The 25,508-nt window shown below is 62.9% G+C and carries 27 protein-coding genes and 1 pseudogene; 17 read left to right on the top strand and 11 right to left on the bottom strand.

The genetic code is table 11. From position 1 onward, the window contains the following. The first annotated feature begins 47 nt into the window (after positions 1-47). Positions 48-941: a LysR family transcriptional regulator gene (locus tag AC1TQG_RS25495; RefSeq protein ID WP_482141583.1), complete on the top strand. Its 894-nt coding sequence runs from the start codon at positions 48-50 to the stop codon at positions 939-941. Here the strand turns inward: AC1TQG_RS25495 and AC1TQG_RS25490 are convergent. Then, a complete protein-coding gene (locus AC1TQG_RS25490; protein WP_482141581.1) occupies positions 938-1,687 on the bottom strand; it encodes a glycoside hydrolase family 16 protein in 750 nt (249 codons plus the stop codon). The two genes, AC1TQG_RS25495 and AC1TQG_RS25490, sit on opposite strands and share 4 nt — an antisense overlap. A gap of 250 nt (positions 1,688-1,937) precedes the next feature. On the opposite strand from AC1TQG_RS25490, the gene AC1TQG_RS25485 reads away from it, so the two are divergent. The 5 genes from AC1TQG_RS25485 (at position 1,938) to AC1TQG_RS25465 (ending at position 6,855) form a co-directional block, all read left to right on the top strand. Continuing rightward, positions 1,938-2,711, top strand: a complete 774-nt coding sequence (locus tag AC1TQG_RS25485) for an SGNH/GDSL hydrolase family protein (protein ID WP_482141579.1) — start codon at positions 1,938-1,940, stop codon at positions 2,709-2,711. Between the two features lie 303 nt (positions 2,712-3,014). Further along, positions 3,015-3,533: a hypothetical protein gene (locus AC1TQG_RS25480; RefSeq protein ID WP_482141577.1), complete on the top strand. Its 519-nt coding sequence runs from the start codon at positions 3,015-3,017 to the stop codon at positions 3,531-3,533. Positions 3,534-3,684: 151 nt separating this feature from the next. Further along, a complete protein-coding gene (locus AC1TQG_RS25475; RefSeq protein ID WP_482141575.1) occupies positions 3,685-4,551 on the top strand; it encodes a hypothetical protein in 867 nt (288 codons plus the stop codon). 1 nt (position 4,552) lies between these two features. Continuing rightward, a complete protein-coding gene (locus tag AC1TQG_RS25470) occupies positions 4,553-5,269 on the top strand; it encodes a hypothetical protein (protein WP_482141573.1) in 717 nt (238 codons plus the stop codon). A gap of 86 nt (positions 5,270-5,355) precedes the next feature. Next, entirely contained in the window at positions 5,356-6,855 is a 1,500-nt protein-coding gene (locus AC1TQG_RS25465; RefSeq protein WP_482141571.1) for a protein adenylyltransferase SelO, read from the top strand. A 106-nt stretch (positions 6,856-6,961) separates the two neighbouring features. Here AC1TQG_RS25465 and AC1TQG_RS25460 read toward each other — a convergent pair whose 3' ends face one another. Beyond that, positions 6,962-8,314 (bottom strand): replication-associated recombination protein A, encoded by a 1,353-nt coding sequence (locus tag AC1TQG_RS25460; protein WP_482141569.1) that lies wholly within the window; start codon positions 8,312-8,314, stop codon positions 6,962-6,964. 280 nt (positions 8,315-8,594) lie between these two features. On the opposite strand from AC1TQG_RS25460, the gene AC1TQG_RS25455 reads away from it, so the two are divergent. The 3 genes and pseudogenes from AC1TQG_RS25455 to AC1TQG_RS25445 all read left to right on the top strand — a co-directional run bounded on the left by AC1TQG_RS25455 (position 8,595) and on the right by AC1TQG_RS25445 (position 10,494). Then, complete coding sequence (locus AC1TQG_RS25455) at positions 8,595-9,416, top strand: alpha/beta fold hydrolase (RefSeq protein ID WP_482141567.1); 822 nt, start codon at positions 8,595-8,597, stop codon at positions 9,414-9,416. A 659-nt stretch (positions 9,417-10,075) separates the two neighbouring features. After that, a pseudogene (locus tag AC1TQG_RS25450) lies at positions 10,076-10,210 on the top strand (response regulator); the annotation flags it as partial. Positions 10,211-10,374: 164 nt separating this feature from the next. Next, positions 10,375-10,494: a hypothetical protein gene (locus tag AC1TQG_RS25445; protein WP_482141565.1), complete on the top strand. Its 120-nt coding sequence runs from the start codon at positions 10,375-10,377 to the stop codon at positions 10,492-10,494. A gap of 139 nt (positions 10,495-10,633) precedes the next feature. On the opposite strand, the gene AC1TQG_RS25440 is transcribed toward AC1TQG_RS25445, so the two are convergent. Next, entirely contained in the window at positions 10,634-11,464 is an 831-nt protein-coding gene (locus AC1TQG_RS25440) for a TauD/TfdA dioxygenase family protein (protein WP_482141563.1), read from the bottom strand. A gap of 194 nt (positions 11,465-11,658) precedes the next feature. Here AC1TQG_RS25440 and AC1TQG_RS25435 point away from each other — a divergent pair, with 194 nt between their 5' ends. Both AC1TQG_RS25435 and AC1TQG_RS25430 read left to right on the top strand, forming a co-directional pair. Beyond that, positions 11,659-12,261 (top strand): TetR/AcrR family transcriptional regulator, encoded by a 603-nt coding sequence (locus tag AC1TQG_RS25435; RefSeq protein WP_482141561.1) that lies wholly within the window; start codon positions 11,659-11,661, stop codon positions 12,259-12,261. A 73-nt stretch (positions 12,262-12,334) separates the two neighbouring features. Continuing rightward, positions 12,335-12,574 carry a response regulator transcription factor gene (locus tag AC1TQG_RS25430; RefSeq protein WP_482141560.1) on the top strand — a complete coding sequence of 80 codons (240 nt, stop codon included), beginning with the start codon at positions 12,335-12,337 and terminating at the stop codon, positions 12,572-12,574. An 11-nt stretch (positions 12,575-12,585) separates the two neighbouring features. Here AC1TQG_RS25430 and AC1TQG_RS25425 read toward each other — a convergent pair whose 3' ends face one another. Further along, entirely contained in the window at positions 12,586-13,146 is a 561-nt protein-coding gene (locus AC1TQG_RS25425) for a TetR/AcrR family transcriptional regulator (RefSeq protein WP_482141558.1), read from the bottom strand. A gap of 127 nt (positions 13,147-13,273) precedes the next feature. Between AC1TQG_RS25425 and AC1TQG_RS25420 the strand changes: the two genes are divergently transcribed. Then, positions 13,274-14,218, top strand: a complete 945-nt coding sequence (locus AC1TQG_RS25420) for an alpha/beta hydrolase family protein (protein WP_482141556.1) — start codon at positions 13,274-13,276, stop codon at positions 14,216-14,218. Positions 14,219-14,261: 43 nt separating this feature from the next. Here the strand turns inward: AC1TQG_RS25420 and AC1TQG_RS25415 are convergent, their stop codons facing one another. Then, positions 14,262-14,723 (bottom strand): MarR family winged helix-turn-helix transcriptional regulator, encoded by a 462-nt coding sequence (locus AC1TQG_RS25415; protein ID WP_482141554.1) that lies wholly within the window; start codon positions 14,721-14,723, stop codon positions 14,262-14,264. A gap of 86 nt (positions 14,724-14,809) precedes the next feature. Between AC1TQG_RS25415 and AC1TQG_RS25410 the strand changes: the two genes are divergently transcribed. Beyond that, positions 14,810-15,700 (top strand): alpha/beta fold hydrolase, encoded by an 891-nt coding sequence (locus tag AC1TQG_RS25410; RefSeq protein WP_482141552.1) that lies wholly within the window; start codon positions 14,810-14,812, stop codon positions 15,698-15,700. Between the two features lie 88 nt (positions 15,701-15,788). Here the strand turns inward: AC1TQG_RS25410 and AC1TQG_RS25405 are convergent, their stop codons facing one another. Next, positions 15,789-16,433, bottom strand: a complete 645-nt coding sequence (locus AC1TQG_RS25405; RefSeq protein WP_482141550.1) for a LuxR C-terminal-related transcriptional regulator — start codon at positions 16,431-16,433, stop codon at positions 15,789-15,791. Then, a complete protein-coding gene (locus AC1TQG_RS25400; RefSeq protein WP_482141548.1) occupies positions 16,421-17,671 on the bottom strand; it encodes a sensor histidine kinase in 1,251 nt (416 codons plus the stop codon). Before AC1TQG_RS25400 ends, AC1TQG_RS25405 begins: the two co-directional genes overlap by 13 nt. 108 nt (positions 17,672-17,779) lie before the next feature. Here AC1TQG_RS25400 and AC1TQG_RS25395 point away from each other — a divergent pair, with 108 nt between their 5' ends. The 4 genes from AC1TQG_RS25395 to crcB all read left to right on the top strand — a co-directional run bounded on the left by AC1TQG_RS25395 (position 17,780) and on the right by crcB (position 22,086). After that, positions 17,780-18,550, top strand: coding sequence for an ABC transporter ATP-binding protein (locus AC1TQG_RS25395; RefSeq protein WP_482141546.1), 771 nt, complete (start codon positions 17,780-17,782; stop codon positions 18,548-18,550). Positions 18,551-18,552: 2 nt separating this feature from the next. Continuing rightward, on the top strand, positions 18,553-21,063 hold the full coding sequence (locus AC1TQG_RS25390) for an ABC transporter permease (RefSeq protein ID WP_482141544.1): 2,511 nt from the start codon (positions 18,553-18,555) through the stop codon (positions 21,061-21,063). A 202-nt stretch (positions 21,064-21,265) separates the two neighbouring features. Continuing rightward, on the top strand, positions 21,266-21,712 hold the full coding sequence (locus AC1TQG_RS25385) for a fluoride efflux transporter FluC (protein ID WP_482141542.1): 447 nt from the start codon (positions 21,266-21,268) through the stop codon (positions 21,710-21,712). After that, entirely contained in the window at positions 21,709-22,086 is a 378-nt protein-coding gene (gene crcB / locus AC1TQG_RS25380; RefSeq protein ID WP_482141540.1) for a fluoride efflux transporter CrcB, read from the top strand. The genes AC1TQG_RS25385 and crcB overlap by 4 nt, the downstream gene beginning before the upstream one ends. A 3-nt stretch (positions 22,087-22,089) precedes the next feature. Here crcB and AC1TQG_RS25375 read toward each other — a convergent pair whose 3' ends face one another. The 4 genes from AC1TQG_RS25375 to AC1TQG_RS25360 form a co-directional block, all read right to left on the bottom strand. Continuing rightward, positions 22,090-23,022, bottom strand: a complete 933-nt coding sequence (locus AC1TQG_RS25375; protein ID WP_482141538.1) for an urea transporter — start codon at positions 23,020-23,022, stop codon at positions 22,090-22,092. 61 nt (positions 23,023-23,083) lie between these two features. Further along, a complete protein-coding gene (locus tag AC1TQG_RS25370; RefSeq protein ID WP_482141536.1) occupies positions 23,084-24,130 on the bottom strand; it encodes an urease accessory protein UreD in 1,047 nt (348 codons plus the stop codon). Further along, a complete protein-coding gene (ureG, locus tag AC1TQG_RS25365; protein WP_482141534.1) occupies positions 24,127-24,762 on the bottom strand; it encodes an urease accessory protein UreG in 636 nt (211 codons plus the stop codon). Before ureG ends, AC1TQG_RS25370 begins: the two co-directional genes overlap by 4 nt. Positions 24,763-24,810: 48 nt before the next feature. Further along, positions 24,811-25,506, bottom strand: coding sequence for an urease accessory protein UreF (locus tag AC1TQG_RS25360; protein ID WP_482141532.1), 696 nt, complete (start codon positions 25,504-25,506; stop codon positions 24,811-24,813). Positions 25,507-25,508: the final 2 nt, after the last annotated feature.

Raw genomic sequence — 25,508 nt, 5'->3', positions numbered from 1 at the left:
AATACCCAGATGCGCACCATTGATAGGGAATGCGGAATAATGGCGGCATGGAACTCAGACACCTGCGGTACTTCATCGCAGTCGCAGAGGAACTGCACTTCGGCAAAGCGGCTGCACGACTACATATGTCGCAGCCACCGCTCAGCGTGCACATCCGTGAGCTCGAGTCAGAGATCGGCACGCGACTGTTCGATCGATCGACGAGACGAGTCGCGCTGACGGCGGCCGGGGCGGCGTTTGCAGAACGCGTGCCCGCACTGCTTGCGACTCTCGAGGACGCAGTCGTCGAGGCCGCGGATATCGGTGCCGGAAAACGAGGCCGGGTGCGGGTCGGTTTCGTCAGCTCTGCCAGCGTCACCGTCCTACCGAGCGCGGTACGGCGATTCCGGGACGAGTACCCCTCGGTAGAGGTCAAGCTGGATCCGCTGACCACCCAAGAACAACTCGAAGCCCTCCGCACGAACGCACTCGATGTCGGCCTGCTCAGGACAGACGCGGTCCACGACGACATCGTCGTCGAGCCGCTGCTTGCCGAGGAGATGGTGGCAGTTGTACCCAAGGGGCATCCGCTGGCACGTCTGCGATCAGTCGCACCGGCTCAGCTGGCAAACGAGGCACTGGTGCTGTTCCCGCGCGAGATGATGCCGGGATTCGTCGCTCAGGTGTGGAACATGCTGCGACCACACACGGTTGAACTCACCGTCGTCCAGGAAGCGGTCCATCACGAAACCGTCGTGGGCCTGGTATCCGCCGGTGTCGGCATTTCGATACTGCCGGCATCGGTGTCACGAGTGCAGACCCCGGACATCGTCATATTGCCCATCGACGGTGCACCGCGCACGTCGCTGATGGTGGCGACCCGCGCCGGCGAGAACTCAGCTGCTGTCGGCAACTTTCTGCGTTGCCTTGACCCGGACGGCAGCCGCCGCGACCGAGACTAGATCCCGTACTCGGCCACTCGGTCCACGTACATCTGCCCCGCCGGGAATGTGAACCCTCCGAAGTTGTCGAGTTGCAGTGTCAGGTGCATCGGTCGCGGCGGAAGCCGGTCAACGATTGAGCTTGTGCCCCAGACATTTCCGTTTCTGAAGACCTTGATGTGTTGTGGCGTCCATTCGACCGCCCAACTGTGCCACTGCGTCGAATTCACGATCGCGTGGTGCTGCTCGATGGAGTCCTGGGCACCGTAGTGCAGGAAGTAACTGGCCGTCTGCCGCGTCCCGTCTGAAATCTCCATGAAGTCGACTTCACCACCTTCTGGCCAGTCCTCGGCATCAGGCCACAGGAGTGCCGCCGCAGTCCACGCCGGGCCTGCGATCGTCGCACGTGAACAGATCTCCCAGCGTCCGTACTTCCGGCCGTCCCACTTCGGCGTCAGCCCACCGGAATTCCCGGCGATGTCGGCACTGATCACCAAACTTCCACCGGAGACGCCGACTGCATCCGGGGTACGTCGCCCGTTGTTGTCGTGGCCCGGACCGTCGTACAACTCCCAACGATCCAACGAAGCGACACTGTCGAAATCGTCAGAGTGCTCCGCCGTCCCCCACCCGTACCGGTCTGCTGCAGTCGTCGTGCAACGTGCCGACTCCGGCGTCCCCAGAGACGACGAGCCCAGATCCAGTGCCGTCGCCGGCCCCACCGTGACCAGCCACAGGGAAACAAGTCCAATGGCCACCCCCGCCACGCGTCGAAGTGTGCGCAAGCCAGCCCTATCCGTCAGCCTCCAAGACTTTCCATAATCCCCGATTACATAGCCTACTTATTGCTGATCTCACTTCGACGAGCGGCTATCGCGTACGGGCCACGTCGTCGACCCTGACGAAGACGATTGGTGAGTCCGAACAACGCACGGCCAGAACGCACCATCGATAGCCTCAGCGACGCAGAGTGCTTCCACCACTCGCGAAAACGCCGCGAGCTCTACAGTTGGCCGCGTGAGTAGGACCGATCGCCAGAAGTACAATCCGGCTGCGCACCTGAAGAACGGCAGAGAGCCGTCGACCAGGCAGCTCGTGCTGTGTGCGGGTGACAGCATCACGCGCGGCGAGGTCAGCGCTGACTGGGTGGGCAGCCTGCAGTCCAGGTATGCCGATCACAACCATCAGTTCGTCAATGCCGGTACCAACGGTCATCTCGCCTGGAATGTATTGCAGCGCATGGACGAGATCATCCGGTGCGAGCCCGATGTTGTCACCCTCATGATCGGATCCAACGATGTGCAAGCTGCTTTCAGCAGCGCAGGGCCAAGTATCGCAAAGCGCGCAGGGATTCCGCGGGCTCCGACGCTTGATTGGTACGGCGAGTGTGTCGACGCGATCCTCGGACGCTTGACGTCCGAGACCAACGCGCGAATTGCGGTTCTGGAGATACCCATCCTCGGGGAAGACCGCGGCAGCGTGATCAACGAACACGTGAACACCTACAACGGAGCGCTCCGGGAAATCGCGAGCGCCCATGGTCTGGCCTGCCTACCTGTGCACCAACGGCTCGTCGATCTGTTGCCCGCCGTCCACAATCCGCCACCTTACGAGGGAAAAACGGGGCCGATCATCATGGCCACCCTGAGCCACCGCATCCTTCGACGTTCCTGGGATTCAGTGTCCGCGCGAAACGGTTTGGTGCTCTTGACCGATCAGATTCATCTCAACGACAAAGCAGCAGCCGTCGTTGCCGATTCCGTTGCGGAGTTCTTGGGCACACACCCCTGACCATTCTGGCTTGTGCGCCAGGCGCCATCAATTGCGAATCATAAAAGACACATTGCATTCGTCTACCCGCAGCGGTTTTCCTCCGCAGGGCGACCCATCGTGGGCGTGCAATTCATCCGGTGGGCGTTAAGCCCGATGATTTACCACCTGCTCTTTTGAGTTATCCGTGGTCACACATATGAAGAACTTCTTTCGGAAATTGCAATTTCTCAAAGTCAATGACACAAACTGTTTAGCGACGATTACCATGGTGTACGATCCATAAAATTGGGCCAATTGGCCCTCCCTCAAAGGACCCCTCAAATGCGCAAATCACATCTCGCCATTTCCGCCGCCGCCAGTGCCGTCGCACTGGCAATTCTCTCAACACCCGGGCTCGCCTCTGCTGCCGATACCAGCGCGACATTCACGGTCACGGGCGGCGCATTGGCAATCTCGGCGCCCGCTTCGCAACCGTTGACGGTAGACGGCAATGCTGGAGCCCTGCAGGTCGCGGGCGGAAACATTCCCGGCATCACCGTGACGGACGCACGACAAACCACTGGCGGCTGGATTGCTTCGGCAATCAGCACCGACTTCGCGAGTGCAGCCGGGACTGTCGCCGCCAGCGACGTCGACTACTTGGCCTTTGGCATCGATCCCTCGGGGACTGTGGCCGCCGAAGCTGTTGCAGCCAACCTGGCCACCGAAGTACCCGTGCTGAATGCAACCGGGGTCTCGGGAGCCAACACCGTCACGTGGGATGGCGCCATCACCATCGAACTTCCCACTGACGTCTTGGCCGGTACATACACCGGCACGATCACGCATTCGGTGGCGTGATCTGACCATGTCACCTCGACGGGGAGCAATTGCGACCCTTTTGGCGCTCTGTCTCACCGTGCTGGCGATGCTCGTTCAGGCGCCGGTTTCCGCTCAACCAACGGATTCTCCTCAATCCGGTGGAGTGGGGATCCGCCTGCTCGAGGCGCCGGTGACACTTCAAGACGACCCGCGAGCACGGTCCTACATCGTGGACAACCTGGCTCCGGGGACAAAGATCACTCGTCGGATCGAGGTGAGCAACAGCAGCGATATCGAGCGTGAGATCAGCGTGTACACCGGGGCAGCGTCAATCGGCGACGACGGCGGGTTCCAGGTCGCCGCGGATCGCACACCGAACGAACTCACCACCTGGATGTCGGTGTCTCCCAGCCCAGTCACCCTGGCTCCGAATTCCACGGCGGAAGCCATTGTCTCCATCGACGTACCTCGCGACGCCCCCGAGGGCGAGCAATACGCGGTTGTGTGGGCGCAGACTGCCGGCGAGCACACCTCGGCCGGCGTTCAGAGTGTGAGCCGGGCAGGAATTCGCACCTATTTGTCGGTCGGACCGGGCAACGGTCCTCCCACCGACTTCGGCATAGACCACATGCGAGCGCATCGATCCGAATCCGGCGCGCCTGAGGTGGTTGCGGAGTTGACGAACACCGGTGGTCGGGCACTCGATCCCACTGGGACACTGACTCTTACCGGCGGCCCGGGTGGAATCTCGACCGCTCCCGTCACAGGCTCGGGCAGCTCGGTCGCGCCAGGTAAAACGGGGACGGTGACGTTCACCCTCGACCCGGCGCTTCCCGACGGACCGTGGGAGGCAGCCATCGAGATCAGCAGCGGACTCACCACCCGGACGTCAGAAGGATCACTGACCTTTTCCGGCGACGGATCGACGGCAGCAGCCCCCGCCGAATCCAGCGATGGGACATCTGCCTGGATGTGGGTGACGATCGCAGTAGTAGTCGTGCTGGTCCTGTCGATCGCGGTGTTCGTGCTGATTGTGCGGCGGCGGAAGACGTACTGAGATGCGACAACGAATCCTTCGACTGCCGTTGCCGGTTGCCGCCGCGTTGATGATCGGATTCACCACTATCGGGACGCCGGCGGCAGGCGCGGAGCCCACTGACATCGACTGTGTGCCGGTTACGACGACCACCACGCCGACAGTGACCACCACCGCACCGATTGACCCTTGCCCAACCGAACCACCCAGCACCACAACGGCGGAACCCACGACACCGTCCGAGTCCACCGCTTCCCCGTCCTCCGAATCGACCCCAACGTCGACAACTGTGTTGTCCACGATCCCGACGATTGCAGTTGACGAGGCCGCACCCACACCGGCGGCCGGCCCCCCTACCATCTCCGCGGGTTCATCTCTGGTCGGACCGGCCACCATCGCGCCCGGACAGACATGGACCGCAACCATGGATGTGGCCGTCACGAATGCCGGAGACGATGGGTGGATTTCATCGATCAGCCTGTCGCCGCCCAGGGGTACGAACACCGGGTACCTCCTGATCCCGGTGGCGGCGACCTACAGCGCCCCGCCATCGGCCTGCAACCCGGGCCCTGATGTCGCGCCCGCAGCCACCGTGCAACTGACCGAACAAGCGCAAGTTGCGAAAACCGGTGGCCCGCAGTGCGTCACAAACTGGACGGCAACCGTGTCAATCCAGATTCCCGAGACCGGAGTGCTTGCCGACACCTACCAGGCGACACTCACACACTCGGTCTATTGACGACTGGGAGCGACAGATAGGGACCTTCCCGACCAAGCATTCGTCCTGCCCTCCCCTGCTCGCCGCACGGTGGTTACCCTCGAATGATGGCTGCACTCCCGAATTCCCCAGTAGGTACGAACACAGCGTTGACCGGCCTCGAGAGCACCTTCGCCGACGAACTTGGCGATCTGACGGTGCCGTGGCAGGGCGCTGCGGCGCCTGACCCCACATTGCTCGTCTTGAACGAGCCACTCGCGGTGTCATTGGGATTGGACGTCGAGGCACTGAGCAGCGCGGACGGGGTCGGTGTGCTGTCCGGATCAACGGCACCGGTCGGAGCCAAGCCGGTGGCGATGGCCTATGCGGGCCATCAATTCGGCGGGTACACGCCACTGCTCGGGGATGGTCGGGCACTGTTGGTCGGCGAACTGGAGTGCAGTGATGGTCGCCGAGTAGATCTGCATCTCAAGGGCTCAGGGCCGACACCGTTCTCACGGGGCGGCGACGGGTTCGCAGTTGTCGGTCCGATGCTGCGCGAATACCTGGTCAGCGAATCCATGCATGCGCTCGGCATTCCCACGACGCGCGCGCTGTCGGTGGTCGCCACGGGCCGGGACGTTCACCGAACCGGCGCCGAACCCGGCGCCGTTCTCGCCCGCATCGCGGCCAGTCACCTGCGCGTGGGCACCTTCGAATACGCGGTCCGCCGTGGTGAGGTCGTGCAGACACTCGCCGACTACGCAATCGCACGCCACTATCCGGAGCTGACCGAACTGCCGACGAGCAGTCGCTATCTGGAGTTCTTCAAGGCGGTGGTCGAGGCACAGGCGTCGCTGGCGGCGCAATGGATGCTCATCGGTTTCGTGCACGGGGTGATGAACACCGACAACACCACCATCTCCGGAGAAACCATCGACTATGGACCGTGCGCTTTCCTCGACGCGTTCGACCCGGCCGCGGTGTTCAGTTCTATCGACCACGGCGGTCGCTACGCGTTCGGCAACCAGCCTGCTGTCCTGAAGTGGAATCTGGCGCGGTTCGCGGAAACACTGCTGACACTGGTCGATTCCACTCCGGATGACGCGATCACCGCAGTTTCCGCAGTTCTCAACACCTTCGACGAACGCTACGACGGCCACTACGCGGCGGGTATGGCGGCAAAGCTCGGCTTGGCCGGCGCGTCCGTCGATCGAGCACTGATCGACGACCTGCTGACCCTGATGAACGAACACAGCGCCGACTGGACGGGCACCTTCCGCGCCCTCGCCGACGAACTACGCGGAAACTCTTCGCCTCTCGACAATCTCGTACCCCGCGAGCAAATCGGACCCTGGCTGGAACGCCGGCGCGCCGCCTTGACGAAACACGGGCGCGGAACAACCGAGACCGCGGACGCGATGGACCACGTCAACCCGCTGTACATCCCACGTAATCATCATCTCGATGCCGCCTTGCGCGCCGCCACCGACGGTGACCTCGCTCCGTTCGAGAAGCTGTTGGAAGTCGTCACGCATCCGTACGACCGCCGCGACGAGTGGTCCGACTACGCCACACCGGCTCCGGAGTTGTTCAGCGAGTCATTCCAAACCTTCTGTGGCACCTGAGTATCAACGTCGCGCCCACAAGCGTCCCCGCCAGAGGTGACCGAGGGGATCATGCCCTCGGAGGCAGCTGTCGGGCCCGACCATGGGGCGGTTCTGAGCAACAGCTCTACGTGTCGTTGCCTGACTCGACGGACTCGACGGACTCGTCGGACGACTGTCGGCGCTTGCGTAGCTGAGCCAAGCGGTGGAGACGTTCCCGGATGTGCCGTTCGTAGCCGCGATCTGTGGGTTCATAGAATGTGCGACGGTCCATGTTGGTTGGGAAGTAGTTCGCGCCGGAGAATCCGTCGTCGGTGTCGGGGTCGTACTCGTATTCCTTGCCGTACCCGAGATTCTTCATCAGCTTGGTCGGTGCGTTGAGGATATTGAGAGGTGGGGCGAGAGAGCCCGTCTGCTTCGCCGCCTTCGTGGCTGAACCGAAACCTCGATAGACGGCGATGGACTTCGGGGCGGTCGCCAGGTAGACCACGGCCTGTGCGATCGCTAGTTCACCTTCGGGAGAACCCAACCGCTCGTACACATCCCACGCAGCCAGTGCCTGATGGATCGCTTGCGGATCAGCAATGGCGATGTCTTCGTTCGCAAACCGGACGAGACGGCGGGCGATGTAGAGCGGGTCTTCACCACCGTCGAGCATGCGTGCGAGCCAGTACAGCGCGGCATCCGGGTCCGAACCTCGCATCGACTTGTGCAGAGCGGAAATGAGGTTGTAGTGACCCTCCTGGGACTTGTCATACAGCGGAGCCCGTTTTTGAACCACTGCGGCCAGCGCAGCCGTGTCCAGGAGTTGCTCAGTGTCAGGGAGAGCGAGGAGCTGTTCGCACATGTTGAGCAGGTACCTGCCATCACCATCGGCCAATGCCAACAACGCGGTCCGGGCTTCGGCGTCGACGGGTAGGGCTCTGCCGCTGAGCTGTTCGGCGCGCGTGACAAGAGCCTCGAGGGCGGGCTCGTCGAGACGCTTGAGGACAAAGACCTGGCATCGAGACAGGAGTGCGCCGTTCAGTTCAAAACTGGGGTTCTCGGTCGTCGCACCTACGAGAATGATGGTGCCGTCCTCGACGTACGGCAGAAAGCTGTCCTGCTGGGCCCGGTTGAATCGGTGGATCTCGTCGACGAACAGCAGAGTTCCCTGGCCGACCTCGCGCCGCTTTTGTGCAGCCAGGAATACCTTGCGCAGATCTGCGACACCGGAGAACGTCGCCGACAACGGCTCGAACACCAGATCGGTCTGCTCTGCCAAGAGACGAGCGATTGTTGTCTTCCCGCATCCGGGCGGACCCCACAGGATGATCGACACGAGCCGCTGCTGGGCGACCATCCGCCCGATCGGCGCATCCGACGCAAGGAGATGATCTTGGCCGACAACGTCTTCGAGCGAGGTCGGCCTCAGTCTGTCGGCGAGCGGTCGGGACGTATCGTCCACCTCGAACAATGACGGCGGCGGGTTCTGCTCCATGGCTATAACCTCGTTCCTGATCAGCTCTCAACGGTGCCACGGCACCGGGCCGTCCACAACATCGCTGGTGGTGATCGACGGCGCAGGTATGCCAGCCCAGCGACGGCGGTGGCCGAGAATTGACGCCGGTCCAGCGGTTCCGGTTCGACAGCGGGTTGCCTGCGTCGGTAACCATGCGTGAATGGACAGTCGTCGAGGCCAATGGGTCCTCGACGTACGCTGGAAACCTCCGACGGAATCAGGGAGAGATGAACCCAGACACCAAAACAGGAGGAGCCATATGACGTGGAGTTTGACCAAATCAATTGAACTCGCGGACGGAGTCGTGCGCTGGGAATCCTTCGGTGACGGTCCGCCGATCGTACTCGTGCATGGCACGCCGTACTCGTCGTTCCTGTGGCGCGACGTTGCGGTTGCGCTCGCCCGCCACGGACGACGCGTCTACGTCTTCGATCATCTCGGGTACGGACAATCCGATAAACACGACGGCCAGGACCTCACCCTCGCGGCACAAGGCCGCAACTTTGCAGAATTGCTGCGTCAGTGGAATCTGCACCGTCCCAGCATCGTTGCCTGCGACATCGGTGGTGCGATCGCGCTACGGGCACTACTGCTCGAACAGGCCGACTACTCGGATCTGACACTCTTCGATGCCGTTACCGGAGGAGACTGGGAGCGCGGTCTTTTCGCGCTGATCCGCGAACACCACGACGTCTTCGAACAACTCCCCGCCTACGCCCACGAAGCCCTGGTGGCTGCACACCTGCGCAACGGCACGCACCAGGGTTATCGCCCTGGTGTCCTCGAAACGTATCTGGAGCCGTGGCTCGGTCCCGACGGGCAAGCCGCTTACTACCGGCAATACCGGCAACTCAGCCAAAGTGACACCTCCGATTACGAGCACCTACTCAGCACCATCGATATCCCCGTAGCCCTGCTGTGGGGTCGCGAAGACCAGATCCTGCCCCCGCCATACGGGCACTGGATCGAAGAACGAGTCCCCAACCAGGGACTCACGTGGATCGATGATGCCGGGCACCTACTGCCCGAAGACGCACCGGCCCAACTGATCGAGCGATTGGTACAGGTTCTGGGTACGTGAGGGGTCAAGGATTGGGAGCGACAGGCGGCCGGGCAACGGCCATGCGGTTTCTCTGCGGTATCTCGCTCGTCTCCAGTATCGCGGCGCCGTCCATCGCCTGTTCAGCACCGCCGATTGAGCCTTCACCGACTTCCGAACCGCCACCGGCAGCATTCGTTGACCGTCAGCCACTGACAGACTGCGGACAGACATGGGCTGACGGGCCTGACTTCACATTTGAAGAGCTATATCCCCGAAGTGCCATCGACTGCCTCATGAGCGGTCGAGTTGACGGCGGCGGTGAATTCAGCGTCACGATAATCACCACGGAGGGCGACCCCATCACCACCTACTATCGCGTCGCCGAAGAAACTCTGACAGTCGATATCTTCATCGACCGAACAAGCGACCGGTACAGCGGTGGACCTGGTTGGACATCTCTGACTTGCCCGGTGAACACCCTGACCGCCGAGACACTTCGCGCCTGCACCAGCAACATTTAGTAAACTCGACATCACAAACGCACTCTCCATCGACACCCTCTCCACCCGGGCCGGTAGCGGATTGCGTGGTATCCATGAACGCGCGGAACTTCTTGGTGGCCAAGCCTTCACCGGTCCCGTCGACGACCACTGGCGGGTCTGCGTGACACTTCCCCTTGATGGACCACGGTGATCGCCATGGATGTGCGGATGCCGCTGATGGACGGGATCGACACGACGCGCGCGATCCTGAGGTCGGTACCGACACCGCCGAAGATCCTGATCGTGACAACCTTCGAGAACGACGAGTACGTGTACCGGGCATTGCGGGCCGGCGCCGACGGTTTCCTACTCAAGTGTGCCCGTCCCGCCGAGATCGTCAATGCCGTACGCACTGTCGCAGAGGGAGATTCGCTGCTTTACCCCGCCACTGTTCGGACGCTGACCGCTGGTCACGGAAATGCTTCTGCCCGCCGAATGCGGAAATCGCCACGCACATGTTCGTCGGCGGCGAAACCGTCAAATCGCATGTCATCGCGGTGCTGCCAAAGCTTGCTGTACGTGACCGGACACAAGCGGTCATCGTGGCCTACGAATCAGGTTTCGTCACAACCTGACTTCCGGCCGGTTCAGAAACCTGCAACCACCTCGGATAACCGCTACCGGGTGTTGATGGTGACGATCGCTGCATCATCCACTTCGACCTGGTCACCACGGCCACGCCTATCTTCGATGTCATCCTGATCGGTCATCTCGTCAGTACGGCCGCTCACCGCGGACGGTGACCCGCTGCATCTCTCTGGCACCTCCTGCGGTGTCGTGGCACGCGTAGTGCTGGGTGGTTCGGTTATCCCACATGGCGACCGAACCCACCCGCCAACTGAAACGGCACTGGTATTCCGGCCTTGTCGCCTGCTCATACAGAAGCCGCAGCAAAGCATCACTCTCTCGAATATCCATACCGACGATTCGACTGGTGAAAGGCTCGTTCACGTAGAGCAGCGCGCCCGTATCCGGATTTGTGCGTATTACCGGGTGCTCGACGGGAGGAAACTCTCCGGACATTGCGGCTCTTTTGTCCGGCCCGACGCCCGGCCCAAAAGCTCTGTCGAAATCGTGCACTGCGCGTAGCGGCATCAATGCCTCTTGCAGAGAAGAGCTCAAGCCCGCGTAAGCCGCTTCCATATCCGCCCAGAGCGTGTCGCCACCCATCGGCGGTACCTCGAGCGCACGCAGAATGGAGCACAACGACGGCTCCGCACGCCAGCTGACATCCGAGTGCCAGAAGTTCTCGCCATAGGGAAACTTCGCGCGTTGCGCGGCGGCATCGGCGGACCGCGTCAGGGTCATCAACTCGGGATACACCGGATCAGCGGCCACCGGATGCCGTTCCAGATCACCGAACAACCGCCCGAATGCAATGTGCGAGTCTGCCGTCAGGTGCGATTGGTCCCGGAAGAAGAGGACCTTGAACTCCACCAGCGCCTTCCGCAGGTCGTCGACCACGTCTGCGGGCAACTCGCCGGAGAGCTGAATGTTGGAGACCTCAGCACCGATACGGCTACTGAGTGGCCGGACTTGGATCATCGAAGACTCACTTTCGTGGTGTTGAAAGAGGAGAACAGGCTGAGAAGAGGCCTCTGAACTGGTAGTTCTAACATGTGTTTTAACTTAAACACTTGTAGAACCGGAGTGTCAACCATTCCGGAGCGCCATGAGATGATCTGCGGATGGACGGGGTAACTCCACCGCAGACGGTGCGCGAACGCACTCTCGTCGAAGTGATCGAGATCGCCGAACGCCTCTTCGCGAGTCGTGGCATCGACGGCGTTTCGCTGAGGCAGATCGGTAGCGCCGCCGGTTCCCGTAATCCGGCATTCGTGCAATACCACTTCGGCTCGAAGGCCGGCCTGCTTCAGGCGATCGTCGAACACCGCCTGCCCGCGGTGAATATTCGTCGTCTGGAGTTTCTGCAGCAGCTCCGCGATGAAGGCCGGGAGAACGACCTACGCGGTCTCGTCGAGGCATCCGCGCGCCCATTGCTCGACCTCGATCCGCAGACAAATTACTACGTACGGTTTCTCGCCAGGCTGATTTCCCGTCGCGAAGATCTCTTTCTCGCGTTTGCGGCGACCGATTCACATGAGAGCGCCCATGCCACAGCCATGAGGACCATGACCGCGATGCCCGATATGCCTACGCCTGCCCGACAGCAAAGGCATGCGATGGCGTCCGAGCTGATGCTTCACACAATTGCAAACCGTCACACACAAATCGCTGCGGGCGACGACGACGGACTCGACCGAACGGCGTTCGAGAGCGGGCTTTTCGACGCGATGGTGGGTCTGCTTGCCGCGCCCTATACGCCGGTCGAGCGACATTGACTTTGAGCAATTCCACTGAACTCGCGGACGAAGTCGTGCGCCACCATCCCAGCTGGGCACGGGCAAAAGCCGAGTGCCAGAAGAACCCGACAACGCTGGATCCAATGAAGTAAATGAGCCTGAAAAACGCGAGTCAACCGTGCTGCGGTTGATAACACGCGGCCCGCCGAATGCGGAAATTGCCACGCATATGTTCACCGGCGCCGAAACCGTGAAATCTCATGTCAGCGAGGTACTTTCAAAACTCGCTGCACGGGACCGGACACAAGCCGTCATCGTGGCCTCCGAATCCGGTTTCGTCACAACAACTTGAGACGCTATCGGTCACTCCAGCCCGGCGAGAAAATGCTCCGCAGCGTCGTGCACGCGTGTTTGATCGCCACTCGCGAGAAGGTCGAGAAGCAACCCCCGGATCGTGGCAATCACCAACGTGGCCATCCGGGTTGCCGTGGCCGGATCGGTACCTTGCCCCTGGGCTTCGCGTAGGGTCTGCATCCAGTCGGTGCCCACCTGCTCCAAGAATTCCGCGTAGGGCCCCGGCGCCTGCAGTGCGCTGCCATAGACAGCAAAGAACAGCCGAAAAGTGGCCCACTGACGCCGATCCGAGCTCCATGTCCACACCGCGCGCGCAGCGGCGGCGAGATCTGGCTGCTCGCCGGACAGCTCACCGGTGGCCACGACGATGCGCTCGCGCAGCCGCCCGAGGATGGCCTCGAGTAGGTGCTCCTTGGTCCCGAAGTGATGCACCAGCGTCGTCGTCGACACACCGAGCGCCGCCGCGATAGGACGCCATGACAAGTCGGCGAATCCCTGATCGGCGGCATAATCAACCGCTGCGTCAAGGAGTTTCGCTCGCCGGTCGTGGTCAACAGGTCGCCCGACCATGGTGTCCTCCATACTCATCCAACTTGACTTAATAGGACGATCGTTCTAGTAATAGTTATTAGAACGAACGTACAGGTAATCATGGCACAGCGATCGGCCGACACCGCCGCCCCGCGAGAGGAATTCGATGAACAACGCAGACCAGGCAATCGCAGACAACGGTCTCGCCCATCCGACGCCTGTTGTGTCAGTGAGCCCGATAGAGCTGCCCGCTCCAGAACGCGGTGCGGACCTGCAGCTACGCATCTCGGCTCCGGCCATCGGCGGCGATCTGCCCATCATCTTGTTCTCCCACGGCTTCGGATCGTCAATGCGGGCCTATGGTCCCCTGACCGACTTCTGGGCAGCTCACGGCTTTGTCGTGATCCAGCCGACGCACCTGGACTCTCGAATGGTCGGACTCGGACCAGACGACAGCCGACAAAGTCGGTTGTGGCAGTATCGAATTGAGGATATGAAGCGCGTCCTGGACAACATCCACGTCGTCGAGGCGGCGGTCCCGGGTCTCGCGGGACGCCTCGACCACACCAGGATCGCCGCAGCTGGGCATTCGTTCGGCGGCCAGACCACCGGCAGCCTGATGGGTTTGCGCGTTCTCGACGAGAAAACCCAGCAAGGTCCCGACATGTCCGACCCACGGGTCAAGGCCGGCGTGCTGATCGCGACCGCAGGTCGCGGCGGAACCGACCTCCGTCCCGAATACGCCGAGCACATGCCTTGGCTCAACCCCGGTTTCGATCACATAACCAGGCCGACCCTGGTCGTCGCCGGAGACGCGGATATCAGTGTTCTGTCCACACGGGGGGCGGATTGGTCGGCCGATCCGTACTGGCTCAGTCCAGGTGCCGAATCGCTGATCACCCTGTTCGGAGCTGAACATTCACTCGGCGGAATCCCCGGGTACGAGGCCGCAGAAACCACCGACGAAGACCCTGCTCGCGTGGCAACACTGCAGCGGTTGACCTGGGCATTCCTACGCAGCGCCCTCTATCCCGACGATCCCAGTTGGGCACAGGCAAAAGCCGAGTACCAGCAGAACCCGACAACGCCCGGTCGAATCGACTCGAAGTGAACGAGCCTGAAAGACGTTGGGCGAGTCCGACACTCACCCGGGTCTACTGAGGGGTCCAGCCGGGTGCGTCGATGCGTATCGCTTTATCTCCGACGAGGGCTGTCAGCGACTGCTCGAATCTTGCCAGTTCTGCTGCGCCGATCTGTTGTTCAAACTTCTCACGCAGCTCGTCGAACACAGCCTCCCCCTGTCGCAGGGCCTCGAAACCACGTGGCGTGACCTCGAGCCGCTTGCGGCGGGCATCGTCGGGATCGGCGTCTCGCGACACGTAACCACGGTCGATGAGGACTGAAATCGTCTTCGCTGCCGCCTGTTTCGACACCGACATACGGCGACCCAGTTCCGATGCACTGTCCGCGCCCGCGGCGATTGCGCGGATCGCGAAGTCGTGGACGGGACGAAAATCGTCGTATCCGCGACCGGCGAGGTCGCCCATCGCAGCGTCCACCAGCGTGCGGTAGCCACCGAGGAGAAGGAGCGCGAGATCGGCGCCAGAACGCGACATGCATACAGATTAGAGACAACGCCTGGACAAAGACAACCTGGTTGCCTATTGTGAAAGACAACCTGGTTGTCGACCGAAGGAAGTAAATGATCCAACCCACAGCCCCAAGCCCATCCGCTCCCGGGATCACCCATCACAACGCGCAGGTGAACGACGCGACGATCCACTACGTATCCGCGGGCACCGCCGGGTCCCCAATCCTGTTGGTCCACGGCTTTCCCGAGACCTGGTGGGCGTTTCACAAGGTCATTCCGATCCTTGCCGCGAAGCACCGTGTCATCGCCGTCGACTTACGAGGATTCGGCGACTCGAGCAACGACGACGGTGACTACGACAGTCCAACCTCAGCTGAAGACCTGCACCAACTCATCGAGCAGCTGGGACTGGGGCCCGTACACATCACAGGCCAGGACATCAGTGGAGCCACCGTCTTCCGTCTCGCCGCCATGCATCCAGATGACATTCGCAGCATCACCGCGATCGAAATGGGGCTCGCCGGCTTTGGCCTCGAGCAGTTGGGCGACATCACCCATGGCGGCTCCTGGCATATCGGTGTCCTCGCCGCGCCCGACATCCCCGAGATGCTGCTCGTCGGGCGCGAGCGGGAGTTCTTGGGAGGCTGGGCATTCCCGGCCATGACCGCGGCTGCGGGGTCGATCACCAGCACCGACATCGACGAGTTCGTTCGCACGTACTCCCGCCCCAACGGCTGGCGTGGCGCGGCCGGCCTCTATCGGTCGATGCTGGCCGAAGGCGCGGGACTCCAGCAACTGGCCTCCACCAGCCCGCTGACAATGCCCGCCTTGGCGATTGGCGCCGGTGGCGGATCGATCACCGCAGATACCGTCCGCCACATCACGGCGGGAACCATCGAGACAGTGCAACTCGAAGGGGTCGGCCACTACGTCGCCCTAGAGGCACCAGAATCTCTTTCGACAGCGATCCTTGATTTTCTGGCGCGGGTCGACGCCGGCTGAGCCTACAGATCGGCCCTGAAGTCTGGCGATGACGGGGCCACCGAGGGCAAATATCCCTCGCAGCCCTGCTATTCGCCAGGTTTCAGGGCTACGACCGCAGGTGTGCGAGTACCGCGAGCACGCGCCGGTGTCCGGTGTCCGTTGCCGTCAAACCCAGCTTGGCAAAGATGTTGCCGATATGTTTGCTCACCGCGGTGTCGGTGACAAAGAGTCTGCGTGCGATCTCGGCGTTCCCCACGCCTTCGGCCATCAGTTGGAGTACTTCCGATTCACGTGGTGTCAGGGACCGGATGGGGTCGTCGGCACGGCGTCGACTCATCAACTGCGAGATCACTTCTGGGTCCATCACAGTTCCGCCCGCCACCACGCGGTGCAGCGCGTCGACGAACTCCTCCACCTTGCCGACCCGCTCCTTGAGCAGATACCCCACACCGGACGCGCTGCCGGAGAGAAGTTCTCCGGCGTAGCGGTCTTCCACGTAGGCAGAGAGCACAAGCACCGGGAAGTTCGGGACCCGCCGGCGCGCCTCGATCGCGGCCTTGAGTCCTTCGTTGGTGAACGTGGGTGGCATACGCACATCCACCACCGCACCGTCAGGCGGGTCGGCGTCAAATGCGTCCAAGAACTGTTCGGCATCAGCGACCGCAGCGGTCACCTCGATGCCGACACTACGCAGCAAGAGCGCAAGCCCCTCACGCAGCAGAGCGTCGTCTTCCGCGATCAAAATCCGCATGGCAGCTCCACTTCGAGTTTCGTCGGTCCGCCGGGTGGGCTGTCGAGCGTCATGATTCCCTCGAATGCTGCCACACGCCGACGGATACCCGGCAATCCACTGCCCACTGCCTCATCGGCCCCGCCCCGGCCATCGTCGAGTACTTCGATGACCAAAATGTTGCCCGCCACACCGCTACGGGTGCTGATGGTCAAGTGCACCGTGTCCGCACCACTGTGTTTGACCACATTGGTCAACGCCTCGGCCACAACAAAATAGGCCGCGCTCTCGACGGCGGCGGGTGCACGGTGCAAATTCCGGGCGTCGAGTACGCAGGTCACCGAGCATCGGCCGGCCAGCGCTGCCACCGCGCCGTCAAGGCCCAGCTCATCAAGGATCGGCGGATAGATGTCGTGGACGAGTGTCCGCAGTTCCGACAGCGCATCCGTTGCGGCGTCCTGAGCTCGAAGGAGTTGTGGGAGGGCCTGTTCGGGGTCGACCCGCAGTGACCGCTCCGCGAGCCCCAACATCATGACGACCCCGACGAGCCTGTTCTGCGCGCCGTCGTGCAGATCACGCTCGATGCGCCGCAGTTCGGCGGAGTGTGCGTCGAGGGCAGCGGCCCGGCTGGCGGTCAGAGCCGAAACCCTCTCGGAGAGTTCGGTTTCGCGCCCTGGTGCCAACAACCCTGTCGTTATTGACGTGACCCCCCTGGCCAACATCGGATTGAGCCACCACGTCAGCAGCCCATAGGCGGCCGCGACCAACGGCATCGTGGCGGCCAGTGCCCACGAGGTGACCGGGTACGGGCTTCCTGCCGGACTGTCGGCCGGCATTGCCCACCAGTAGAACGGGGTCGACAGCGAATCCAACGCCGCCAGCGGCAAGACCACGGCAACCAACCCGGTGACCAGCGCCCCAAAGGCATGCAGGAACAACCACGCAAGGTCGCGACGAGTGGAAGGTGCCCACAGCGCCCTGCGCACATCACCGAATCCAGCGACCTCATCCAAGGGCGGATACCGCTCTGGGATCACAGTTCCCGTGTACCGCCCCGCGCGCAGCCGCGCCCTGCCCGCCCAGAGACGCAGCAGCCGCAGATAGGTCGGGGCCATCAGCCACCCGACGATCAGGATCATCAGTGAAACGACGAACAGTCCGGCAATCACCAGCGCCAACGACACCCACGCCGACACCCCTTCGACCATGAGATAGCGAGATGCCCGCCACCAACGTGCGGCTTGCCCGGTTCGCCTCATCGCTCCAGGATGCCGTACGGCGCGGCCGATGACGGTATAGCCCACTACACCATTGACCGGTAGGCAGCGGGATGGTTCACACCACCACAGATTCGTAGCGTTGCTGCCATGACCTCTTACGCCCCGCTACATCCAACAACCGCAGTGTCACCACCACCGGCGATCCGGCTCGATGATGTGACCAAGACCTACGGATCCGGAAGCAGTCAGGTGACCGCACTGGACGCGGTGAACCTCACCCTGCCCGTGGGCGGTTTCACCGCGATCATGGGCCCCTCCGGTTCGGGTAAGAGCACTTTCCTGCACTGCGCCGCCGGTCTCGACCAACCCACCCGCGGTGCAGTGTGGCTGGGCGACACCAAGATCAGCGCACTGAAGTCGCGCAGGCTGACCACCTTTCGACGTGACCACGTCGGGTTCGTGTTCCAGGCCTACAACCTCATGTCGGCGCTGACCGTGGAACAGAACGTGACATTGCCCTTGCTGTTGGCCGGACGAACCGCCGACCGCGCACACCTCGAACATGTCCTCGGATCGGTGGGGCTCGCCGGCATGCAGGGTCGCCGCCCGGGCGAACTGTCCGGCGGCCAGCAGCAGCGGGTTGCCATCGCACGCGCGCTGGTCAGCCGCCCCCGCGTGCTGTTCGCCGACGAACCGACCGGCGCGCTCGACGGCCGTACCGGTCAGCAGATCCTCGCCCTCCTGCACAGCGCCGGCACCGAACACGGTCAGACGGTGGTGATGGTGACCCACGATCCGGTCGCCGCCGCACAAGCTGATCGCGTGCTGTTCCTTGCCGACGGACGCTTCGCGGGTCAGATACACGCACCCACTGCAAGTGCCATCGCACAAACTCTGACCGACCTCGGGCAGTGGTGACCATGCCAAACACTCGCCTTGGCGGCCTCACCCGCGCGAATCTCCGCCGCCATCGCAACGGGTTTGTGGCCGTGTTCATCACGGTGTTCAGCGCCGCGTTGCTCGTCTGCGCTCTGGGGATCTTGTTCGAATCAGGTATTCGCGGCGGTGCCAAACCACATCGATTCGCCGACGCCGATGTTGTGGTGGGAGCACCACAGACACTCGACACGAAGGAAGACTTCGACAAGCCCTACATCGAGCGCGCACTACTGCCCGCGTCCGCCGTCGACGAATTGGCGAGTCTGCCTGACGTCCGTTCCGCAGTCGGTGATGTCAGTATTCCCCTCTCCGACGACAGCGGCCGACAGTTCGATGCCCACGGTTGGTCCTCGGCCATCTTGGCACCGTTCACCCTGACGGCGGGACATCCACCTACCGGTCCGGACGAGGTGGTGAGCACCGGCCCCGCGACGCTCGGCGACCGAGTGACGCTACGGCACGGCGGAATCGGAAGCGAATACACCGTGGTCGGTGTCGCCGCCGCGCCATCACCCGCAACCGTTACTCGTCCAGCGACACTCTTTATGGAAGATGCACGTGCGCAGCAGCTCTGGCCACATCCGGATACCGTGGCCGTCATCGGGCTACTCGGTCACGACGGTGTCGACTCCTCGGCGCTGGCCTCACAGGCCCATGCCGAACTCGGCGACCTCGATGTCACCACCTACATCGACGACGCCCGCGCCGACGCCGAATATCTTGATGTCGGAGCAGCTCGCGGCGAACTGGTCGCCCTGACCTCTGCGCTTGCCGGGGTGGCACTGATGATCGTCGTGTTCGTCGTGTCGAGCACTGTGTCGCTGTCCATTTCGCAACGTCGTCGCGACTTCGCCCTACTGCGATCAATGGGCGCCACACCACGCCAGATTCACAAGCTCATCGGATCCGAGGTGTGGGTGGTCGCCTGCGCGGCAGCACTATTGGGCGTCATGCCCGGATATCTTCTGGCACAGGTCATTCGCAGTGAGTTTGCCGGGGCGGGAATAATCCCCGGCGACTTCGACCTGGCCATCAGCCCCCTCCCGGCCCTCGCCGGCATCGCCACCGCGGTGATCGCCGCCCGACTCGCCGCCGCGATCTCAGCACGTCGTCCGGCCCGCCTCGACCCGATCGAGGCGCTCCGAGAGTCGGCAGTCGAGGCCGGCGCGATCAGTCGAACCCGCACCACCCTTGGCCTTCTCATCGGCCTCGGGGGCTTGGTGACCGCGTTCATGCCGCTGGTTGTTCCCGGGCCGGATGCGCTTGCCGGTGCCGGCGTCTCGGTGCTGCTGTTCATCATCGCGGTGGCACTCCTCGGACCGACACTGGCCTCGGGTGCGCTGCGTCTCATCGGTGGCCCCATGCGCCGTAGTCGCTCTGCCGCAGCGGTCCTCGCCGCCGCAAATCTCAATGCCAACGGACGTCGGCTCGCGACGGCGATAACACCCTTGGCTTTGGTGATCGCCTTCGGATCGGTCCAATTGGGAAGCCAGAGCACCCTGACCGCAGCGGCGCAGCAACAGGTCGAACAAGGAATGACGGCGGACCTGGTTGTAACCGGGCCGGGAGGTGTCGAGCCGACACTCATCAACACGATCGCATCGATCGACTCCGTCGAAGCTGCCAATCCGGTCACCCGAAGCCTGGCCTTTCACACCACGAGCAGGGCCGACGATCCCACCACCGAGGTCTACCCCGTACTCGGCATCGATCCATATGAGGCAGCCACCACCCTCGATCTCGACGTCCACAGCGGCGCACTGACCGAACTCCGCACCGGAACAGTGGCACTCAGCGACGATGCCGCTGCGACCATGGACGCCGGAATCGGCGACACCGTGCCGCTCCGGCTGGGCGAAGGCACCCTCATCACACCCACCGTCATCGCCACCTACAGTCGCGGACTGGGTTTCGGTGACATCACACTTCCAGACCAGCAAGTCCGCGAACACACCGCCACCGGACTGGTCGACCACATAGTGGTAACAGCAGCGGCAGACAGGATCGACGAGACCCGGATGGCCATCGAATCGATCGGCGGACTCACGGTGATGGACAGCAACGGTTTTGCCGTCGCGAACCGGCAGGAGCAACGATCGCAGGACACGGTGAATCGTGTTGCACTGTCGGTCCTTCTCGGGTTCCTTGCCATCGCGGTGGTCAACACACTGGTGCTCATGACCACCGAGCGCCGCCGCGAGTTCGCCCTGTTTCGCATGGTCGGCGCACAAACAGGCCAGATCCGCGGGATGGTTCGCTGGGAGGCACTGGTCGCCGTCGCAGTCGCAGTGGCCGCCGGGACGATCATCGCGTACCCGCCGCTGTTCGGGATCGCAATCGCGTTGCCGGGCATATCCTTTCCCACCGTCTCCCCCTGGGCCTACGGGTCTATCGTCGGCGTCACCAGCCTGCTGGGTTTCGGCGCGATCACCGGCACCGCATGGAAAGTGTTCCGCCACAATCCGGTCGATGCCCTCGGGTCGCAGGATTGAGCGACCTCCGACCATCCTCACTCCAGTCGCGTCTTCCAGCAATAGCGCGCGAAATGCCCGATATGCCCGTTGAGTTCGGGATCAATTCACCCAGTCCGGCCCGGTGACAGTACTTGCTTGACTAGCCTGAACCAATGGACACCATGTGGCTCGTCCTGGAGATCGAAGTATTGCCGGCGGGCGCGCACGAGGAGAAGGCTCGATGACGGCACCGACACGGCCCGCGTACTTGCAGGCACCCAACATCGGCCTTGTCCTCGTGGGCGGCGCCGTCGGCGCGGGCGCTCGCGAGGGACTCTCCCTCGGCGTTCCTGATCTTGACGGTGTCCCCGTGGTGATCACGGTGGTGAATGTGGTGGGCGCGTTCCTGCTCGGCTATCTGTACGAGGCACTCACACGTACTGCACCGGGACCGACCAGAACCTCGCAGCTCAAACTGCTGCTCGGCACCGGGTTCTGCGGCGGCTTCACCACCTATAGTTCGCTTGCGACAGATACGGCAGTGCTGATCGACCACACCCGCTGGGGCATGGCATTGCTGTATGCACTCGGCACCGTCCTCGTCGGCGCAGCCGCGACCATCGCGGGCATCGCCTCGGCAGCGAAGATTCACGAAGCGCACGGCACAAACGGTCAGCAGCGATCATGACATTCTGGTTGTTCCTGCTACTCGCTTTCGCCGGCGGCGTTGGCGCCGTGACGCGGTACGTCTTCGACGGATTCCTCCACTCCAAGATCAACTCGACGTTCCCGTGGCCCACCGGAATCATCAACATGACCGGTTCCCTCGTCCTTGGCTTTCTCACCGGCCTGATCGTGAGCAGGATTGCCTCGACGGACGTGGGCGCGGTGATCGGCACGGGATTCCTCGGCGGTTACACGACCTTCAGCACCGCAAGCTACGAGACGGTGCAACTTGTCCGCGACAAGCGGTATGGGCTCACCCTCGCGTACGGCCTCGGCGTGCTGGTGGTGTGTGTCGCGCTCGCGTTCGCCGGATATCGCTGGGGCGCTTCGATTTAGATATCATGTGCGTCGGAGGTAGGTGGGTACAAACGCTGCGATCACCAGCAGTACCCAGGTGGTCAGGATGTAAGGCCAGGTGTAGTGCGGACCGCCATAGTAATCGGTCATGAGGAGGGTCGCCACCGCCGTCAGCACTGTTCCGATTGCGGCATACACCCACGAGATCACGGTGTTCTGGAGGAATGTGACCGACAGGGCGATCGCTGTCAGAACGCCGGAATAGCCGGCGAGGCCCTCAGCGATTGTCCCGGAACTATCACCGTACGCCATCGCGCACAAGGTTCCGATCACGCTGCCCATCACCGCCGCGAGGCCGACTTTCCAGGACGCGACGAAGAGGCCCAATAGGATGAGCGCCCCGCTCCAGATGCTGTTGACCAGAACCACCTCGGAGACGTTCGTGAGCAGCGAGCGCATTATCGACTCGCCCGTCCCGTCGGCGACGTGGTGGGGTGCGGACTTCTCGTGAATACTCTTGGTCACGACGAACATGACGCCCGCAGTAATGCAGAATGGCGCAGTTGTCGAGGGCAAGTTGAAGCGAGCCAACGGTTTCGAAGCAAAGATCCACACCACGATCCAGGTGACGGGTGCACAGACGATGCCGGCGATCACAGTCACCAGATAGGACCAGCCCTGATCGCCGAGCGCGGTATAGACCGCAGCGCCGATGAGTGCGCCGTTGAAACCCTGCATCCCCATCCGGACGTTGTCGGCACCCACTTTCATCAGGGCACCGGTGACGGTGTTGCACACCGTGCCGATGACCACGAGGACTGCCATCTGCCAATCGGCGACCAGGAACGCGAGAAGGATCAGCAGGCCGGTCCAACTGTTGCTCTGGAAGAAGATCTCAGACACACCGCGGGGCAACGTCGCCGATAACTCAACCCATTTGTTCGGTGGCGCCGCTTCTTTACTGCTCGTCGACATGTCATCTCCCTGGTTCAGGGTCGGGTCGTGTGACGGGACGCCCCCGGCCTTCATCGCACTGTCAGGATTTTCGGATCGTCGGCGCTTCTCTTCCCGTGAGTAACAGACGTAGGGCGCTCCAGGCAGTCGTCGTGGCGCGCAGGATGGCCCGAGTGTCGTCGCCCAGCATCCGCACCCACACACCGGTGTCGCCGGGGAGCGCGCTGACACCGAAGACGACGCCCGCCTCGGTCGACGGTGACAGGACGCTGTGCAGGAGGTCGCTTATCTCGGTGACGGTTGCGCGCGGGGTGAACACGTAGAGCATGGAGAGCACGTCGTGGTCTGCGAGAACCGCCAGGCCGCCCGTGTCCTCATCGACCGGAGTCAGTCGCACCCGATCGAGCGCGACCATGGCCCCGTCCGGGCGACGGACCTCGAAGTCGGATGCGAGTGCGGTGTACCGATGACGCTCGTCGCGCGCCAAACGCCCGGCGATGAGGGTCTCGCCGGCGATGAGGGTGGCCGACGGCGCCAGTGTCACCCGCGTGCGCTGATACAGGCGCGCACCCGCGAACGCGATGACAGGGTCGGGAAGAAGCTCGACGTACGCGTCCGCATCGACGCGCAAGTTCATCTGCGCGACTGCGTAATCATGTTCCATCCGTAGGACTTTCGTGTACGCCGCGGTCGTCAGGTACGCGGACGTGCCAGCCCCGAACACGAGATCGGTCCGGAGCCGGTCACCCTGCATGACGCCGGCCCCTGTGGACATGAGGTAGGTATATGGCATGTCGGGACGCGCGAGGTCGTAGTACAGCGGACGCATGATCTGCAGCGGCGATTTCTGGTAGTGCCCGACAAGTTCCGTCCCGCGTTCGTTCCGGCCGAACTCCAACTCCAGTACGCCGACCTTTCCCGGGCTCCCGGTCGGCAACGTATCGGGTACACCTGCGAGACAGGCGATCTCACGCGGAACGCGGTCCGGCTGGTAGAACGCGGGGTCGAGTCGGTGCCCTCCATACCGTTTCGATTGCACGTCCACGGGTGGGACGACGGACATTCCGCCCGCCCGGCCGGTGCCAGGGGGCGGACCGGTGTCCGCCGCCTGGACTGTCGCTGCACTCACCGGGACATCGCAGCGGGGCGGGCATTCCAGAGCGCGAGGATGTGATCCTGCAACTCATCGATGCCTTCCCCCGTGAGGGAGTTGGTCAGTACCACGGGCTTGCCGTCGCGCACCCGCAACGCGTCGGACTCCATGACATCTATGTTCGTCCGTACATATTGGGCGATGTCGATCTTGTTGATCACCAGGATGTCCGACTCGGTGATGCCCGGGCCGCGTTTGCGAGGCATCTTCTCGCCTTCAGATGTATCGAGCACGAAGACGAAGACATCCGCGAGCAAGGGCGAGTACGTGAGCGTCAGATTGTCTCCACCCGACTCGTACACAAGGGTGTCCACATCGGGGAACCGCTCGAGCATCTCGGCCCCGGCCGCGAGGTTCATGGTGGGATCGTCACGTACGGCGGTGTGTGGACAAGCACCGGTCTCGACACCGACGACACGATCGGGGTCCAGCACACCCGCGAGTTCGCGGCGTACGTGCTGCGCGTCCTCCTGGGTGTAGATGTCGTTGGTGATGACCGCCGGTTGCCTGCCCGCGGCAATGAGCCGCGGCACAAGGGCTTCGGCAAGTGCCGTCTTGCCCGAACCCACTGGTCCGCCGATCCCGATTCTCAATACGCTGCCGCTCATTCGATCACCTCATCTGTTCTTGTTGGTCTGTGGATGGAGTCGGAGCCGTCAGCTCGCGAAGAGCCTCGCGTCCGCGCGCTCGTGTTGGGCGGACATGGCGTCCGCCATCGGGACACATCCCCCCATGTCCTCGAGGTCGCGGTCCATCGCCTCGGCTGTGGCCTGGGCTATCACCGGGCCGATTGCACGCAGCATCACCTGCATCTGCAGGTGATCAGTGAGCCGAAGCCGCAGCGCCGCACCGAGAAAGCTCACCGAGAACGCGAACATATCCGAGGCGACGGCTTGTTCGGCGCCCACACCCGCCGCGACGTAGGCCACAGCGGTCGCGACCGGCTGGCACCCGGGGGTCCGCTTGGACGCGATGGCCCGTTTCCATTGCTCGAGCTCCACACCTCCGATTGCCGCGAGGGCAACGTCCGTCATCTGGTGGCCGCTACGCACCGCTGCCCTACGCATCTCCGCATTCAGCTTGGCGGCGAACAGCATCTCATCCACGAGATACACACGTTCCCAATCACTTTCCCGGGTGGCCTCGTGCGCCCGGGCCAGCGCTGTCGCATCTCCCGGACCGACCGAATGGAGCAGCAATCCCCGCAGAAGATCCTCGACGCCGTCCTTGTCGACCGCGCGAGCCTGGGCGAACCCCTCCAACCCCTGCGACATGGTGAAGAATCCGCTGGGGAATGCGGAGTCGGAGAGTTGCAGGCTCACAAGAAGATTGCCCACATCGGTCGAGGTCATGT

It is taken from the genome of Williamsia sp. Y844 (genome assembly GCF_056786475.1).
This window is presented reverse-complemented; position numbering and strand designations above follow the sequence as displayed.